This is a genomic window from Stenotrophomonas sp. BIO128-Bstrain (genome assembly GCF_030128875.1).
Taxonomy (GTDB): Bacteria; Pseudomonadota; Gammaproteobacteria; order Xanthomonadales; family Xanthomonadaceae; genus Stenotrophomonas; species Stenotrophomonas bentonitica_A.
The window spans coordinates 900,661-918,014 of the sequence record NZ_CP124620.1; the positions used below are offsets into that span (position 1 = coordinate 900,661).

General features: G+C 66.0%; 9 protein-coding genes. 8 read left to right on the forward strand and 1 reads right to left on the reverse strand.

The window, feature by feature from the left end:
- The first annotated feature begins 139 nt into the window (after positions 1–139).
- The 8 genes from POS15_RS04075 (at position 140) to POS15_RS04110 (ending at position 13,285) form a co-directional block, all read left to right on the forward strand.
- The gene (locus tag POS15_RS04075; RefSeq protein WP_019182877.1) at positions 140–1,177 is read left to right on the forward strand and encodes a LacI family DNA-binding transcriptional regulator; all 1,038 of its coding nucleotides are present in this window, start codon (positions 140–142) and stop codon (positions 1,175–1,177) included.
- Between the two features lie 90 nt (positions 1,178–1,267).
- Complete coding sequence (locus POS15_RS04080) at positions 1,268–4,327, forward strand: TonB-dependent receptor (RefSeq protein WP_019182878.1); 3,060 nt, start codon at positions 1,268–1,270, stop codon at positions 4,325–4,327.
- Between the two features lie 226 nt (positions 4,328–4,553).
- Complete coding sequence (locus tag POS15_RS04085; protein WP_019182879.1) at positions 4,554–6,167, forward strand: glucoamylase family protein; 1,614 nt, start codon at positions 4,554–4,556, stop codon at positions 6,165–6,167.
- 33 nt (positions 6,168–6,200) lie between these two features.
- The gene (locus POS15_RS04090) at positions 6,201–7,517 is read left to right on the forward strand and encodes a sugar ABC transporter substrate-binding protein (RefSeq protein ID WP_046274201.1); all 1,317 of its coding nucleotides are present in this window, start codon (positions 6,201–6,203) and stop codon (positions 7,515–7,517) included.
- On the forward strand, positions 7,514–8,395 hold the full coding sequence (locus tag POS15_RS04095) for a sugar ABC transporter permease (RefSeq protein ID WP_019182881.1): 882 nt from the start codon (positions 7,514–7,516) through the stop codon (positions 8,393–8,395). The genes POS15_RS04090 and POS15_RS04095 overlap by 4 nt, the downstream gene beginning before the upstream one ends.
- A complete protein-coding gene (locus POS15_RS04100) occupies positions 8,392–9,228 on the forward strand; it encodes a carbohydrate ABC transporter permease (protein WP_019182882.1) in 837 nt (278 codons plus the stop codon). The genes POS15_RS04095 and POS15_RS04100 overlap by 4 nt, the downstream gene beginning before the upstream one ends.
- Positions 9,225–12,407: a discoidin domain-containing protein gene (locus tag POS15_RS04105; RefSeq protein ID WP_261996995.1), complete on the forward strand. Its 3,183-nt coding sequence runs from the start codon at positions 9,225–9,227 to the stop codon at positions 12,405–12,407. Before POS15_RS04100 ends, POS15_RS04105 begins: the two co-directional genes overlap by 4 nt.
- 68 nt (positions 12,408–12,475) lie before the next feature.
- Positions 12,476–13,285 (forward strand): endonuclease/exonuclease/phosphatase family protein, encoded by an 810-nt coding sequence (locus POS15_RS04110; RefSeq protein ID WP_235319029.1) that lies wholly within the window; start codon positions 12,476–12,478, stop codon positions 13,283–13,285.
- A 277-nt stretch (positions 13,286–13,562) separates the two neighbouring features.
- Here the strand turns inward: POS15_RS04110 and POS15_RS04115 are convergent, their stop codons facing one another.
- Entirely contained in the window at positions 13,563–16,991 is a 3,429-nt protein-coding gene (locus tag POS15_RS04115; RefSeq protein WP_284129039.1) for an Rne/Rng family ribonuclease, read from the reverse strand.
- Positions 16,992–17,354 lie beyond the last annotated feature (363 nt).

The following is a 17,354-nucleotide window of genomic DNA, read 5'->3' on the forward strand; positions in this document are numbered from 1 at the left end:
CCCGCCTTGTCCTGGTAGGTCCCGGAGAGGGCCGCCATGGACAGCTTTTGGTTACCGCCGTACGACATGAGGCTAACGTAGTGTTTACATCCGGGTTTGAAAACGCTTACATTCCGCGCCAAGCCCAGATCTCTAAGCCGTGGAGGGCGGCGAAGTGAACAAGGCAGCGATCACTATCAAAGATGTCGCCCGTGAAGCCCGTGTCTCTGTTGCCACGGTCTCGCGCGCACTCAATGGCCATGAAAATGTTGCCGAGCCCGTGCGCAAGCTGGTGCTGGAGGTGGCGGCGCGACTGCGCTACACCCCGCACGCAGCGGCCCGGAGCCTGAGCAGCCGACGGACCAACACCATTGGCGTGGTGTTGCCCGATCTCTATGGCGAATTCTTCTCCGAACTGATGCGCGGCATCGATGGGGTGGCCCGCGAGCGTCGCCAGCATCTGCTCGTGTCCAGTTACCACGGTGACCAGGAGCAGCAGGGCGCGGCCCTGCGGGCCATGCGCGGCCGTGTCGACGGGTTGCTGGTGCTCTCGCCGTATGCCGAGAGCCCGGGCTTCCTGACCGACAACCTGCCGCAGTCGTTGCCCACGGTGCTGATCAACACGTATCTGCCCGAGCAGGATCATCCGGTGCTGAGCATCGATGACCATGCCGGCGCGATGGCCATGACCCGCCACCTGTTGGACGTCGGGCATCGGCGCATCGCCTTCATTTCCGGTCCGGACCTCAACTACGACGCCCGTGAGCGCCTGCGCGGTTTCCGCGATGCGCTGGCGGCCTTCGGCGATGCTGCCGAAGGGATCGAGTTGCCCGGTGACTTTGACGAAGCTTCCGGCCATCGCGCCGGACAGGAGTTGCTGGCAGCCGGCACGCTGCCCGACGCGGTGTTCGCCGCCAACGACATGATGGCGCTGGGGTGTCTGTATGCGTTCGCGCAGGCAGGCGTCCGTGTCCCGTTCGATGTCGCGTTGGCGGGGTTCGATGACATTCCGCTGGCACGTTTCGTTCACCCATCGTTGACAACGATGCAGGTGAGTATCGCCGACCTCGGCGATAAGGCCGCGACGCGCCTGCTGCAGTTGATGGATGGCAACAACACAGAAGGGGCCGGCGACAAGCAGACGCTTGTACCGACCCTGATCGTGCGTGATTCGAGCAGAGCCAGAACCGAGCAGTAGGTCACGACCGTTGGTCGTGACGCCCTAAAAAAACGCACCACATAAAACGACAGGGGCCGCAAAGACGGCCACCACCACCCGGAGAGTTACATGACGTATTCCAATCACCGCAACCGCGCGCCCGCACGCAGTCTGTTGTCCAGCGCGCTGGTCACCTGCCTGATGCTGGGCGCCGCCCCGAGCGTGATGGCGCAGTCGGCCACCTCGTCGCTGCGCGGCCAGGTCGCCGAGGCTGCCGCCGGCACCGAAGTCACCGCCACCAACGTGGCCAGCGGCACCGTGCGCCGCGCCACCACCCGTGCCGATGGCAGCTACTCGCTGATGGGCCTGGACCCGGGCACCTACAACGTCGTGGCCAATGGCCAGACGCAGAAGGTGACGGTCACCGTGGCCTCCACCGCGACCCTGAACTTCAGCGGCGCGCCGGCCAACGGCGGCACCGCCAACGCCACCAACCTGGACACGGTCAACGTCATTGCACCGACCCTGCTGCAGGAAGTGCGTACCTCCGAAGTGGGCAAGACCGTCAGCCTGCAGCAGATCCAGACCACCCCGCAGGTGTCGCGCAACTTCCTGGAATTCGCCGACGCGGTCCCGGGCCTGATCTTCACCCGTGATGCCAAGGGCAACACCTCGCTGCGCGGCGGTGCCACCAACTCCGACGGCACCAACGTCTACATCGACGGCGTGGGCCAGAAGAGCTACGTCAAGGGCGGCGGCGTGGCCGGCCAGTCCGGCAGCGCCGGCAACCCGTTCCCGCAGCTGGCGATCGGCGAATACAAGGTCATCAGCGGCAACTACAAGGCCGAATACGGCCAGGTGTCGAGCGCGGCCGTGACCGCGGCCACCAAGTCCGGTACCAACGAGTTCAAGGGTGAAACCTTCTACCGTTACACCAACGAAGACATGCGCGCCAAGACCCCGGCCGAGCGCCAGGCTGGCCAGAGCAAAGAGGCATCGGCCGAGAAGGAATACGGTTTTGCATTGGGTGGCCCGATCATCCAGGACAAGGCGCACTTCTTCGTGACCTACGAAGCCAAGCGCTTCGACCTGCCGGTCACCATCGCGCCGGACGGCGCGGTTGGCCGCGCTGCCGCCCTGCTTCCGCCGGAAGGCGCCGCCGGCCTCGGCCCGGCCAGCCAGCCGTTCCAGCAGGATCTGATCTTCGGCAAGATCGACTTCGAGCCGACCGACAACGATCGCATCGAGCTGACCTTCCAGGACCGCGATGAAACCCAGTCGCAGTTCAGCGGCCAGACCTCGCCGGAAGCCGGCCGTGAAGTGGTCAACACCGACCGTCGTTACGCCCTGCGCTGGAACCACAGCGGCGAGCGTTACTACAACGAACTGATGGTCACCCACGAAGATTCGTTCAACAACCCGACCCCGCTGACCCTGGCCAACGGCATCACCTACACCGCACCGGACGGCACCGAAGACCGCACCGTGGTGAAGATCGGTGGCGCATCGGCGCTGGATTCGCAGGTGAAGGGCCAGAAGGGCTGGTCGATCGAAGACAACCTCACCCTGGACGGCATCGAGTGGCAGGGTGACCACACCATCAAGATGGGCGCCAAGTACAAGCAGATCGATCTGTACGCATCCGATGCCGCGCAGATCAATCCGACCTTCACCTACAGCCTGGGTGATCCGGACTTCCCGTCTTCCATTCCGTACAAGGCGCAGTTCGTCAAGCCGGTGACCGGCGTGTCGGGCGTGTCGGGCGAAGTGCGCTCGAAGTCCAAGCAGATCGGCCTGTTCATCCAGGACGACTGGCAGGTCAACGACCATCTGCAGCTGAACCTCGGCCTGCGTTGGGACTACGAGAAGACCCCGTCCTACCTGGACTTCGTGACCCCGCAGCAGGTGGTCGACGCGATCTATTCGCAGGATCCGCGCGCGGCCGCGGGCCAGACCTACGCCGATTCGCTGGCGCTGGGCGGCCTGAACATCGGCGACTACATCAGCAACGGCCACAACCGCAAGGCGTTCAAGGATGCCTGGCAGCCGCGCCTGGGCTTCTCGTATGACGTCAACGCCGACGAGCAGCACGTGTTCCACGGTGGTGCCGGTCGTTCGTATGACCGCGATCTGTTCGACAACCTGCAACTGGAAACCACCAAGCTGGCCCTGCCGCAGCCGACCATCTACTTCCGCAACCCGGCCACCGGCACCTGCATCGACGGCCAGGCCGCCTGCTATGACTGGAACCCGAACCTGCTCAACGGCATCGGCAACCTGCAGGCCCTGGTCGGTTCGACCAGCAACGCCGGCCTGGAAGTCGATCTGCTGAACAACAACCTCAAGGTGCCGTACTCGGACCAGTTCAGCTTCGGCATGAGCAACCAGGTCGGTGAGTGGCTGACCGATGCCACCATTTCCCGCACCCTGAGCTACGACGGCTTCGCCTTCACCCTGGGCAACCGTTACCCGACCGGCCAGTTCTTCGATGACCCGCGCCTGTGCGGCGGCACCGACCCGGGCCTGAGCCAGGCCTGGAGCTGCAACGTGCCGGGCTTCGGCAGCCTGATCATCGGCCAGCAGGGCATCAAGACCCGTGCGACCCAGGTCCTGCTGTCGGCGCAGAAGCCGTTCACCCAGGAAAGCGGCTGGGGCACCTCGGTGGCCTACACCTGGACCACCGCGCGCCACAACCGTGACATCAACGAGAAGTACGCGTTCGACCGCGGCCTGATCGAAGATTATCCGACCATCCGTTCCAACGGCGCGCCGCGCCACCGCCTGGTGGTCACCGGTTCGTACGCGGGCTTCTGGGGCATCACCTTCGGTGGCAAGGTCACCCTGGCTACCCCGACCGCCGTCAACGACTGGTACCCGGTGCCGCAGGCCAGTGGCTACAACCTGCCGACCCCGCAGGCAGCCGTGCCCAATGCCAATGGCAAGTTCCTGCTGGGTGGCAAGATCTTCGGCTACCGTTCGGTCGATCTGCAGGCGACGAAGACGTTCAAGATGCCGGGCGAGACCGAGCTGTACGCTCGTATCGACATCATCAACGTGTTCAACTTCGACAACTTCTCGACCTACAACTACGTCAAGACCAACGGCAAGCTGCAGGCCAGCTACAACGAGACCGGCGACATCATCGGTACGCCGCGTCAGGTCAAGGCAGAAGTCGGCTTCCGCTTCTGATGCAACAACGGCCCCGTCTTCGGACGGGGCCGGTTTCATGGCAATGGCTGGCCTTCGGGCCAGTCCATTGTCCAGGCCGCTGCCACGGAGGGTGGCAGCGGCCTGGGCAATGACCCGCTTGTTCGGACCACGCACGCGTGGTTTTTTTAAGCGGCGTTCTGTAAACGATTTCAGGTCATTGGACGTTATGCTTCCCAGTCACGAACACCGTAGAAGGAGTTGGCCCATGCAGGCACGCCACCTGTTGACCGCTGCGGCGATCAGCGTCGCCGCCGTTGCCTGTCAGCCGCAGGCCCAGCAGGAGCCGGCCAAGCCCAAGCCGCCCGTGATCCTGGTCGAGGCGGATGTGCCGCCGCGGCCGATGAAGCCGGAACTGCCGCCGCTGTTCGACGATATCGAGCGCCGCACCTTCCAGTTCTTCTGGGATACCACCAATGAGGTCAACGGGCTCAGCCCGGACCGTTACCCGTCGCGCCCGTTCGCGAGCATCGCCTCGGTGGGCTATGCGCTGACCGCGTATCCGATCGGCATCGAGAACGGCTGGGTCAGCCGCACCCAGGCGATCGACCGCACCCTGCTGACGCTGAAGTATTTCCGCGACCTGCCGATGGGCCCGCAGCGCACCGGCAAGGCCGGTTACAAGGGCTTCTACTACCACTTCCTGGACATGCAGGAAGGCCGCCGCTACGACAGCTGGGTGGAGCTCTCCAGCGTGGATACCGCGCTGCTGATGATGGGCGTGCTGTTCGCACAGTCCTATTACGACGGTGACGACGCGCGCGAGAAAGAGATCCGCGAGATCGCCGACACGCTCTACAAGCGCGTGGACTGGCCCTGGCTGCAGCAGCGCGCACCGCTGATCTCGATGGGCTGGTTCCCGGAGAGCGGCTTCATCGATCACGACTGGATGGGCTACAACGAGGCGATGATGGTCTACATCCTCGCGCTCGGCTCGCCGACCCACCCGGTCAGCCCGGACGCCTGGACGGTCTGGACGCGCACCTACGACAACGACTGGGGCGTCTACCAGGGCCAGGAATACCTGTCCTTCGGCCCGCTGTTCGGCCACCAGTACACGCACGTGTGGGTGGACTTCCGCGACATCCAGGATGCCTACATGCGCGAGCGGGGCAGCACCTACTTCCTCAACAGCCGCTCGGCCGCCCTGGCGCAGCGCGAATACGCGATCGCCAACCCGATGAACTGGAAGGATTACGGCCAGAACGTGTGGGGCCTGACCGCCAGCGACGGCCCGCAGAACACCACCCAGGAATACCGCGGCGAGCAGCGCCAGTTCCGGCATTACTCCTCGCGCGGCGCGGGCCTGCGCGAGAATTTCGATGACGGCACCATCGCACCGACCGCCGCGATCTCCTCGATCGTGTTCGCTCCGGAAGAGGTGATCCCGGCCGCGGTGGAGATGCACAAGCGCTACGGCGATTACATCTACTCCAGCTACGGGTTCCTGGATTCGTTCAACCCGAGCTTCAACTACGACATCCCGATCAAGACCGGTCGCCTGGTCCCGGATCGCGGCTGGGTGGCCAGCGATTACATCGGCATCGACCAAGGCCCGATCCTGACCATGATCGCCAACTACCGGAACGATTTCGTCTGGAACGTGATGAAGAAGAACGCGCATATCCGCAAGGGTCTGGAGCGCGCCGGCTTCAGCGGTGGCTGGTTGACGCCGGAAGGCGAGGACCAGCCGATGGAACTGCAGAAAGATGAAAAGGCTGCCTCGGCCCGCTCGGTCGGCATCGCCGAATCGCGTGCGGCAGCCGCCCAGGAACAGAAGAACAATTCCAATTCGAACCGCAACCAGCAGCAGGGGAAGTAAGCAGTGCCATCGTCGTCGCGCCCGAAGCTGGGGTTGAGTCTGTTGCTGCTGCTGGTCGGCAGCCTGTTGTTGAGTGCCTGCCGGAAAGAACCGGAAGGCGTGACCGTGCGTTTCTGGGCGATGGGCCGCGAGGCCGAAGTCGTCACCGGCCTGATCCGTGAGTTCGAGGCGGAAAACCCGGGTATCCATGTGGATGTGCAGAACATCCCGTGGACGGCCGCGCATGAAAAGCTGTTGACCGCGTTCGCGGCCGACGGCCTGCCGGATGTGTGCCAGTTGGGCAATACCTGGATTCCCGAATTCGCCGAGCTCAATACCCTGACCCCGCTGCAGCCCTACGTTGCGCAGTCCAAGGTCGTGGACCCGGCCGATTACTTCCAGGGCATCTGGGATACCAACGTCATCCATGACGAACTGGTCGGCGTGCCGTGGTACGTCGATACCCGCCTGCTGTATTACCGCAAGGACATGCTCGCCAAGGCCGGTTATGACCATCCGCCGCGCACCTGGGAGGAGTGGAACGCGATGATGGCGGCGATCAAGAAGATGCAGGGCGCGAACCGCTATGCCGTGTTGATGCCGATCAACGAGTTCGAGCAGCAGCTGTCCTTCGCCCTGCAGCAGCCGGACCCGCTGCTGCGCGATGATGATACCCGCGGCAACTTCAGCAGCCCCGGCTTCCGCAGGACGCTGGGCTTCTACGAGAACATGTTCGCGCAGGGCTGGGCCCCGCGCATGTCCGAGACGCAGATCTCCAACGTCTGGGATGAATTCTTCCGTGGCTTCAACGTGTTCTACGTGTCCGGCCCCTGGAACATCCGCGAGTTCAAGAAGCTGCAGCCCAAGGCGCTGGAAGGGCAGTGGGGCACCGCTGCGCTGCCGGGCCCGGACGGCCCCGGCGCCGGCATCGCCGGTGGAACCAGCCTGGTGATCTTCCGCTCCTCGCAGCAGAAGGAAGCGTCGTGGAAGCTGATCGAGTTCCTGTCGCGCCCGGCGATCCAGGAACGCTTCCATTCGATCATCGGTGACCTGCCGCCCCGGCGCAGCACCTGGGATTACCCCTCGCTGGCCAACGACCCGTTGGCGCAGCCCTTCCGCGACCAGCTCGAGCGGGTCAAGCCCACGCCGAAGGTGCTGGAGTGGGAGCGCATCGTGCAGGAAATGCGGATCATCACCGAACAGGTGGTGCGTGGTGGCATGGATCAGGACGTGGCAGTGAAAGAACTGGACAAACGCGTGGACAAGGTCCTCGCCAAACGCCGTTGGATGCATGAGCAGCACCGGCGCGACGCCTCCGGGGTGAGCGACAAGCAGCACTCCAGCGCGGTCGCCACGGAGGCGGCGCCATGAAGCAGCGTTCGCTTGCCGGCTGGATGTTCGCCGGCCCGGCCATCCTGGTCATCGCGGTGTTCTTCGGCCTGCCGGTGTTCTCGGCACTGGCCCTGAGCATCACCGATTTCGATCTGTACGCGCTGGCCGACGGCGAGAACCTGCGCTTCGTCGGCCTGGGCAACTACATCGACCTGCTGCAGACCCCGATGTTCTGGAAGTCGCTGTGGAACACCACCTACTTCGTGATCGTCGGTGTGCCGATGTCGATCGCGGTGTCGCTGGGCGCGGCGATCCTGCTCAACGCCCCGGCCGCGCGCTTCAAGGCGCTGTTCCGCACCGCACTGTTCGCCCCGGTGGTGACCACCCTGGTGGCGGTGGCGGTGATCTGGCGCTACCTGTTCCACACCAGCTACGGCCTGGTGAACTACGGCCTGGGCCACCTGGGCATCAGCCCGATCGACTGGCTGGGCGACCCGAACTGGGCGATGCCGACCATCATGCTGTTCGCGGTGTGGAAGAACTTCGGCTACAACATGGTGATCTTCCTGGCCGGCCTGCAGGCGATCCCGCATGACCTGTACGAGGCGGCCCGGATCGACGGCGCCTCGCGCTGGAAGCAGTTCCTGCACATCACCCTGCCGATGCTCGGCCCGGTGCTGCTGGTGGTCGGCGTGATCACCGTGTCCGGCTATTTCCAGCTGTTCGCCGAGCCCTACGTGATGACCCGTGGCGACCCACTGCAGAGCACCGTCAGCGTGCTGTACTTCATGTTTGAAGAAGGCTTCAAGTGGTGGAACCTGGGCCGCGCCTCCGCGGTGGCGTTCCTGCTGTTCCTGATCATCCTGGGCGTGACCAGCATCATGCTGCGTTTCGGCCGCAAGAGGCAGTTGGTATGAGTCGTGAAATCGGTCAATCGCGCTGGCACGCCTGGTGGGTCAATGGTGGCCTGCTGGTGCTGGCCGCGCTGAGCCTGGCGCCGCTGTTGTGGATGCTGTCGGTGTCGTTCATGCCGACCGGCGAGGCGGCGCATTTCCCGCCGCCGCTGCTGCCCTCGTCGCTGACGACCGCGAACTACCATGAGTTGTTCGCCCGTACCGGCATGGCCAACAACTTCGTCAACAGCCTGATGGTGTCGCTGGCGATCACCTTCGGCTCGCTGCTGCTCAACACCATGGCCGGCTATGCCTTCGCCAAGCTGCGCTTCGCCGGCCGCGAGCGCATCTTCCAGCTGCTGCTGGCCGCGCTGGTGATCCCGGCGCAGGTGGCGATGCTGCCGCTGTTCCTGCTGATGAAGCAGCTGGGCCTGGTCAACAACTTCGGTGGCGTGATCGTGCCGGCGCTGGCGACCGTGTTCGGCATCTTCCTGGTCCGCCAGTACGCCCGTTCGATCCCGGACGAGCTGCTCGAAGCGGCCCGGATCGACGGGGCAGGGGAGCTGCGGATCTTCTTCCAGATCGTGCTGCCGATGCTCAAGCCGGTGCTGGTGACGCTGTCGATCTTCACCTTCATGGCCGCGTGGAACGATTTCATGTGGCCCTTGATCGTGTTGACCGACCAGGAGCACTACACTCTCCCGGTGGCCCTGGCCACGCTCTCGCGCGAGCACATCATGGACGTTGAGATGATGATGGCCGGCGCGGTGGTCACGGTGGTTCCGGTGCTGCTGCTGTTCCTGGCATTGCAGCGTTATTACATCCAAGGTCTGTTGCTGGGGAGTGTCAAAGGGTGAAGCATGCCGTCGTCGCGGTGGGTCTGGGTCTGGTCTGGTCACTGGCGGCCTCGGCCGCACCGCCGGCGACGCCGGTGCTGCCCGCACCCAAGGTGCTGGACAGCTTCGACGACATGACGCCCTGGAAGCTGGTCGTCTCCGACCAGGTCAGCGGCTCGCTGCGCAGCGTCGCCGGCAACGGCGGCGGGCGCGCGCTCTGCCTGGACTACGACTTCCACAACGTGTCCGGCTACGTCGGCATCCGCCGCGAGCTGGGCATCCAGTACCCGGAGAACTACCAGTTCGGCTTCCAGCTGCGCGGTGACTCCCCGGCCAACGATCTGCAGTTCAAGCTGATCGACGCCAGCGGCGACAACGTCTGGTGGGTCAACCGGCCCGGCTATGCCTTCCCCAAGGCCTGGGCACCGGTGCAGTACCGCAAGCGCCAGATCGACAAGGCCTGGGGGCCGGAAACGGACCCGACGCTCAAGCGCAGCGCCGCGATCGAGTTCACCATCTACAGCAAGGTCGGCGGCAAGGGCACGGTCTGTTTCGACCGGCTCACGCTGCAGGGACTGCCGGCGGCCGATACCTCTTCGCTGAGCCCATCGGTGATCGCCGATACCGCCACCGCGCTGCAGAACCGCATCGTCGATGGCAAACCGGACACGGTCTGGATCAGCGGCGGCGTGGCCGAGCAGACCATCACCCTGGACCTGCACAAGGTGCGTGAGTTCGGCGGGGCGGTGATCGAGTGGCTGCCCGGGCTGGAGGCCACGCGATATGAAGTGCGCTCCTCGGCCGACGGGCGCAGCTGGGACACGCGCCGCGAGGTGACCGCCGGCGGCGGTGGCCGCGACTGGCTGGCGCTGCCGGATACCGAGGCGCGCTATCTGCGCTTCGACCTCAAGGGCGGCCCGAGCTGGCGCTACGGCATCCGTGACATCACGCTCAAGCCGCTCGAGTTCGCCGACACCCCGAATGATTTCGTCCGCTCGGTGGGCGCCGACCTGCCGCGCGGTTCGGTGCCGCGTGGCTTCACCGGTGAACAACCGTACTGGACGCTGCTGGGCCTGGATGGCGGTCGCGAACAGGCCCTGATCGGCGAAGACGGTGCGCTGGAAGTGGCCAAGTCCAGCTTCAGCGTGGAGCCGTTCGTGCTGGTGGACAACAAGCTGCTGAGCTGGGCCGACGTCAAGACGAGCCAGTCGCTGCAGGATGATTACCTGCCGATCGCCAATGTCGGCTGGACCCACGACAAGGCCGGCCTGCAGGTCACCGGCTTCGTGCAGGGCACGCCGGACAATGCGCAGCTGGTCGGGCGTTACACCCTGCGCAACCCGGACAAGGTCGCCCACGAGTACACCCTGGCCCTGGCGGTGCGCCCGTGGCAGGTCAACCCGCCGACCCAGTTCCTCAACACCGTTGGCGGTGTGAGCCGGATCGACAACCTGTCGGTCGACCCGACCCATGTGGACGTCAACGGCAAGCCGCGCCTGTATCCGGCGCAGGCGCCGGATGCGGCCTTCGCCACCGCCTTCGACAGCAAGCTGGACGTGGTCCACCTGGCCAGCGGCAAGCTGCCGGGCACCACCGAAGTGAAGGACGGCACCGGCCTGGCCTCCGGCGCGCTGCTGTACCGCTGGAAACTGGAGCCCGGCCAGAGCCGGGAGGTCGCCATCGTGCTGCCGCAGACCGGCAACTGGACGATGCCCAAGGCCTTTGATGCCGCCAAGGCGCAACAGCAGGTCGCCTCGATGTGGCGGACCAAGCTGGACCAGGTGACGCTGCAGGTGCCGGCCGCCGGCAAGCCGCTGGCCGATACCCTGCGCACCGCGCTGGCGCACATGCTGATCTCGCGGATCGGGCCGAGCATCCAGCCGGGCACGCGCTCGTACTCGCGCAGCTGGATACGCGACGGCGCGATGATTTCCGAGGGCCTGCTGCGCATGGGCCGTAGTGATGCGGTGCGCCAGTACGTGAACTGGTACGCGCCGTACCAGTTCGACAACGGCAAGGTGCCGTGCTGCGTGGACTCGCGCGGCAGCGATCCGGTGCCGGAGAACGACAGCCACGGCGAGCTGATCTTCAACATCGCCGAATACTGGCGCTACACCGGCGACACCACCTTCCTGGAAGTGATGTGGCCGCACGTGCAGGGCGCCTACCAGTACATGGAGCAGCTGCGCCTGAGCGAGCGCACCGAGGAAAACCGCGCCCGCAACCCAGCCTTCTACGGAATGATGCCGGTCTCGATCAGCCACGAGGGCTATTCGGCCAAGCCGATGCATTCCTACTGGGACAACTTCTGGGCGCTGCGTGGCTACAAGGATGCCGCGATCATCGCCAGCACCCTGGGCAAGGCCGAGGCAATGCAGATCAGCGAGTCGCGCGATCAGTTCCGTGACGACCTGCAGGCCTCGTTGCTGGCAGCGACCGCGCAGCACAGCATCGACTACCTGCCCGGTTCGGCCGAGCTGGGCGATTTCGACGCGACCTCGACCACCATCGCACTGGCCCCTGCCGGTGAGCAGGGGCGCCTGCCGCAGCCGTACTTGAACAACACCTTCGAGCGCTACTGGAGCGAGTTCGAAGCGCGTCGTGATGGCAAGCGCGAGTGGAAGGACTACACCCCGTACGAGTGGCGCAACGTGGCTGCGTTCGTGCGCCTGGGCTGGCGCGACCGCGCCTGGCAGGCGACCGAGTTTTTCTTCAAAGACCGCGCGCCGCAGCCCTGGAACCAGTGGGCCGAAGTGGTCTCGCGCACGCCGCGCAAGCCGTTCTTCCTGGGCGACCTGCCACACGCCTGGGTGGCCTCGGACTTCGTGCGCTCCGCGCTGGACATGTTCGCCTACAGCCGCGACATCGACGACAGCCTGGTGCTGGCCGCCGGGGTGCCGTCGCGTTGGCTGGAAGGCAAGGGGGTCGGCGTGCAGGGCCTGCGTACGCCGAACGGTCAGCTCAACTACGCACTGGTCCGCAATGACAAACAGCTCACCCTGACCGTGTCGGCCGGCCTGATTCCGCCCGCCGGTGGCGTGGTGTTGCCATGGCCGTACAGCGGCGAGCCGGGCGCCACCACCATCAACGGTGAACCAGCGCAATGGGTGGGCGGCGAGCTGCGGGTGATGCAGGTGCCGGCCAAAGTCGAGATCGAAATTCCGGCATCGGTACGCCGGGCGGAACGCAAGGCACCGTAATGCGGCAGATGACGAAGTTGAGGCGCGGCCTGCTGGCCGCCGTGCTGGCGTTCGCGCCGGTGGTCGCGATGGCGCAGGCCAACGGGACAGGGGCCACGCAGGAGATGACCATGGTCACCTTCAACCTGCACCACGACCGCGAAAACTGGCCGGCCCGCCGCCAGGTGATCCTGCGTGAGCTGCAGACCCTGCAGCCCGATGCGATCGCGTTGCAGGAGGTGATCCAGAAGCCCCATGTGCGCAACCAGGCCGCGTGGCTGGCGCGCAAGCTGGGCTATGAGTACCAGTTCGTTTCCACCGATCCGCCGGGGCGGTTCAAGCGCTATGGCAATGCACTGCTGACCCGGCGCCCGGTGCTGACGCGCAACGACCACCTCTTGGCACCGATCAACGACTACCGCACCGTGGCGCATCTGCGCATCGATGTGGACGGTCGGCCGGTCAACGTCTATGCCACGCACTTGAACGAGCGCTCGGACGAGGTGGGCAGCCGCATCCGCGGCGAGCAGGTGGCCGATCTGCTGACGTTCATCGCGCAGACCGCAGGTGATGCGCCGGTGGTCGTGGCCGGGGACTTCAACGCGCTGGTGGATGCAGGTGACCTGAGCGAGCTGCGCAATCACTACGGCGACAGCTACGGCAGCGTGCACGTCAACAACGAGCTGGCCCAGGTCAGCACGCTCAACCGGCATTACTACGATGCGCCATCGCGCATCGACCATATCTTCTTCCAGCAGGATCGCCTGCTTGCCCGCGAAGCGAAGCTCCTGTTCGATCAGCCGTACGCTGATGGCCGCTGGGCCTCGGATCACTACGGCGTGTGGACCCGGCTGCAGTTCGCGCCGGGTACCGGCAACGCCGGCGCGACGACGCCCTGAGGCGCGCGCCGCGTCGTCGGTGATGGTGTAGCGCGCTACCGGCTGCCTCCACGGATGACGTGGATCTGCCCTTGATGCGACCGATCCGGGATCCACGCATGGCGTGGATCTACCCTTGCTGCATCCCACGGCCTGTGTAGATCCACGCCGTGCGTGGATACGCTCAACGCCGCCATCATGACTGCCTGACCGGCGCCGCTGGCTCCGCCATCCAACCGCCCAAACGCAGACAGCGGCCCGAAGGCCGCTGTCTGTTTGTTGCGTCACTCACCCAGGATCAGAGCGTGTCTTTCTTTTCCTGGTCAGCCTTGTCGCCTTCATCGGCCTGCGGGGCATCGGTGGGGATGTCCTCGCGGGCCTCGGCCTGGGCGGCCTGTTCGGCGGCATTGGTGGTGGCCGGGGCTTCGCTGGCGGTCGCACCGAACAGCTGGCCGTTATGCACGACCGGGCCGGCCGGGGCCGATTCGGTGCGGGCCTGCGGGGCTGCCGGCTGTGCCGGGGCCTGGGTCGCATCGACGGCATCCAGCATGCTGGTCTGCACCGGCGCGGCGGTCGGCTCCTTCACTTCTTCCGGGGCGGTCTCGACGACCGGGGCCGACGGAGCAGCGACCGGAGCCGGAGCTGCCGGAGCAGCCACCGGAGCCGGAGCCGCCGGAGCAACCACCGGGGCCGGAGCCACCGGAGCAGCGACCGGGGCCGGAGCTGCCGGAGCAGCCACCGGAGCCGGAGCCACCGGAGCAGCCACCGGAGCCGGAGCCGCCGGAGCAGCCACCGGTTCAACCACACGCGGTGCTTCCACCGGTGCAGCCGGCTGCGCAGCGGCCGGGGTCGGCTTCGGGCTTTCCACGAACGGCACCGGGTCGTTGTAGGAGGCCGGGGCCTTCTCGGCGACCGGTTCGGCTGCCGGGGCAGCGGCCTTTTCAACGACCGGGGTCGGTGCCTTTTCGGCGACCGGTGCTGCCACCGGCGCCGGAGTCGGCTCGGTGTGGCCCGCCGTCACGACCGGGCTGCTGACCACCGCCACCGGAGCGGCAGCGGCGACAGCGGCTGCCGGAGCCGGGCGCGGGGCCTGGACCGGGGCAGGGGTGGCGGCCGGCGCGTTGCCGGATTCGTCGTCGAACTCGAACTCCGGCTGCGGCTGACCATGGTTGGCGACCTGGCGCTCGGCCGGGGCGGCGGTGTCGCCGTCCTGATCGCCATCCTGATCGTCGCCCTCGTCATCCAGACCGTTCTCGTCACCATTGAGGCCATCGCTGCCGGCGGCCTGCTCACCGTTGCCACGACGACGACGACGGCCACCGCGACGACCACGACGACGACGCGAAGCGCCTTCGCCGGTACCGTCTTCGGCGTTGGCCGGGGCGTCACCCTGTTCGGTGGCCTCGCTCACTGCAGCCTGCGCATCCTCGGCCACAACGGCCTTGGTCGCGTCCTGCGCGTGGGCAGCCGATGCAGCAGTATCGGTGGCGACCACGGCAGCGGCGGCGATCACCGCGGCATCGGCGGCGACCGGGGCAGCGGTGGTCGGCTTGGGTGCATCGGCCTGCGGCTGGCGCGCGGGCTTTTCGCTCACGGCCGGCTTGTCGCCGTCATTCTGCTGGGGCTTGGCCTGGCCGTTCTGGCCCTGCTTCTGCTTCAGCTTCGGCTGCTGCTGGTCATTGCGCGCTTCATTGCGCGGCTTGGCCGGCTGCTGCTCGTTGCGCGGCTTGCCCTGGCTGGGCGCCTGCACCTGTGCTGCGTTGCCATTGGCCGGTGCGGCGGTGTCCTGGCGGCGCTCGTCACGACGCTCGCCCTTCGGGCCGCGCTCGCCACGCTCACCACGGTCCTTGCCACGGCCCTGCGCCTGCGCATTGCCGTTACCGCCGCGCTCGCCACGCTCATCGCGGCGGCCGTTGCGGTCCTTGCCGTTGCGGTCCTTGTTGCGACCGTTGCGGTTGCCGTCCTGGCCCGGGCGGCTGCTCGGCTGCGGTGCGGCGGCCGGGGCCGGTTCGCCACCGAAGATGCGCTTGAGCCAACCCACCACGCCGGTGGCGGCCGGGGCGGCAACAGGGGCGGCGACCGGGGCCGGTGCGGCCACCGGTTCCGGGGCTTCACGCACCGGGGCCGGCTGGCTGTGCTTGACCTGGGTCACCACCGGGGCGACCGGGATGTTCAGCTGGGCCTTGGTCAGTGCATGCACGGGCAGCTTGCGCGGGGTGCCGCGCTGGTAGCTCGGCTTGCCGCTCTCTTCGCCCAGCTCGTTCTCGCGCAGGCGGGTCACTTCGTAATGCGGGGTGTGCAGCTGCTCATCGGCCACGATCACGATCGGCGCGTCATGGCGCTGTTCGATCTCACGCAGCGCGCTGCGCTTTTCGTTGAGCAGGTAGTTGGCGATCTCGACCGGGGCCTGGACCAGCACCTGCCCGGTGTTCTCCTTCATCGCATGCTCTTCAGCCACGCGGATGATGGACAGCGACAGCGACTCGACGCTGCGCATGCGGCCATGGCCATCGCAACGCGGGCAGACGATCTGGCTGGATTCGCCCAGGCTCGGGCGCAGGCGCTGGCGGCTCATTTCCATCAGGCCGAAGCGCGAAATGCGGCCCAGCTGCACGCGCGCACGGTCGTACTTGAGCGCGTTCTGCAGGCGGTTCTCGACTTCGCGCTGGTGCTTGTTGGAGGCCATGTCGATGAAATCGATGACCACCAGGCCGCCCAGGTCGCGCAGGCGCAGCTGGCGGGCCACTTCTTCAGCCGCTTCCAGGTTGGTCTGGAAGGCGGTGTCCTCGATGTCGCTGCCCTTGGTGGCGCGCGAGGAGTTCACGTCGATGGCGGTCAGCGCTTCGGTCTGGTCGACCACGATCGAGCCGCCGGACGGCAGGCGGACGTTGCGTTCATACGCGCCTTCGATCTGCGATTCGATCTGGAAGCGGTTGAACAGCGGGATGTCGTCCTTGTAATGCTTGAGCTTGCGCAGGGTCTGCGGCATCACCTGCTGCATGAACTCCTGGGCGGTCTCGTACAGCTCCTCGGTGTCCACCAGGATCTCGCCGACATCGGCGCGCAGGTAGTCACGCAGGGCGCGCACGATCAGGCGCGATTCCTGGTAGATCAGGAACGAGGCCGGCTTGGTCAGCGCCGCTTCGGCGATCGACTTCCACACCTGCAGCAGGTAATCCAGATCCCACTGCAGCTCTTCGGCATCGCGGCCGACGCCGGCGGTGCGGATGATCACGCCCATGTCGTCGGGGATGTTCAGCTTGTCCAGCGCGTCTTTCAGCGCGGCACGGTCTTCGCCCTCGATGCGACGCGAGACGCCACCGGCGCTCGGCGAGTTCGGCATCAGGACCATGTAGCGGCCAGCCAGCGAGATGAACGTGGTCAGGGCAGCGCCCTTGTTGCCGCGCTCTTCCTTGTCCACTTGGACCACGACTTCCTGGCCTTCACGCAGCAGCTCGCGGATGCCGGCCTTGTTGTGGTCGACGCCAGCCTGGAAGTAATCGCGGGAGATTTCCTTCAGCGGCAGGAAGCCATGGCGCTCACCGCCGTACTCGACGAAGGCCGCTTCCAGTGAAGGCTCAAGGCGCGTGATGCGGCCTTTGTAGATGTTCGACTTCTTCTGTTCCTTGGACGGCTGTTCGATGTCGATGTCGTACAGCGTCTGGCCATCCACGATGGCTACCCGCAGCTCTTCAGCCTGCGTGGCATTGATCAGCATTCGCTTCATTCTTGCGTTCCTCGCGCGCTGCTACCGCGCGGAACGCCATGGGGTTTCGCTTCTGGTCACGCTTCACCGCCCATCGCGCATGCGCGGGGAGGGCGGTTTGGGTTTCCAGCGCTACGACACCACGGCAGGCCGCGGGAGCGCTTCATTTGTTTTGGTTTGGGTGTAACTGGGCCGGAGGCAGCTTTCAGCCAGGCTGGAGCGCCACAGGGACATGTTCAGCGCGAATGTGTGTCAGACATCCGGCGATGGCCGGGACCGCCGGTGAGCCGCTAACATGGCCGCCCCGGGGGCGGTGGCTGCGCACTGTGCCGGAATCGCGGGAAGTCGGGCTTCTGGCCCAGAGCAACTTCCAACGAAATCAAT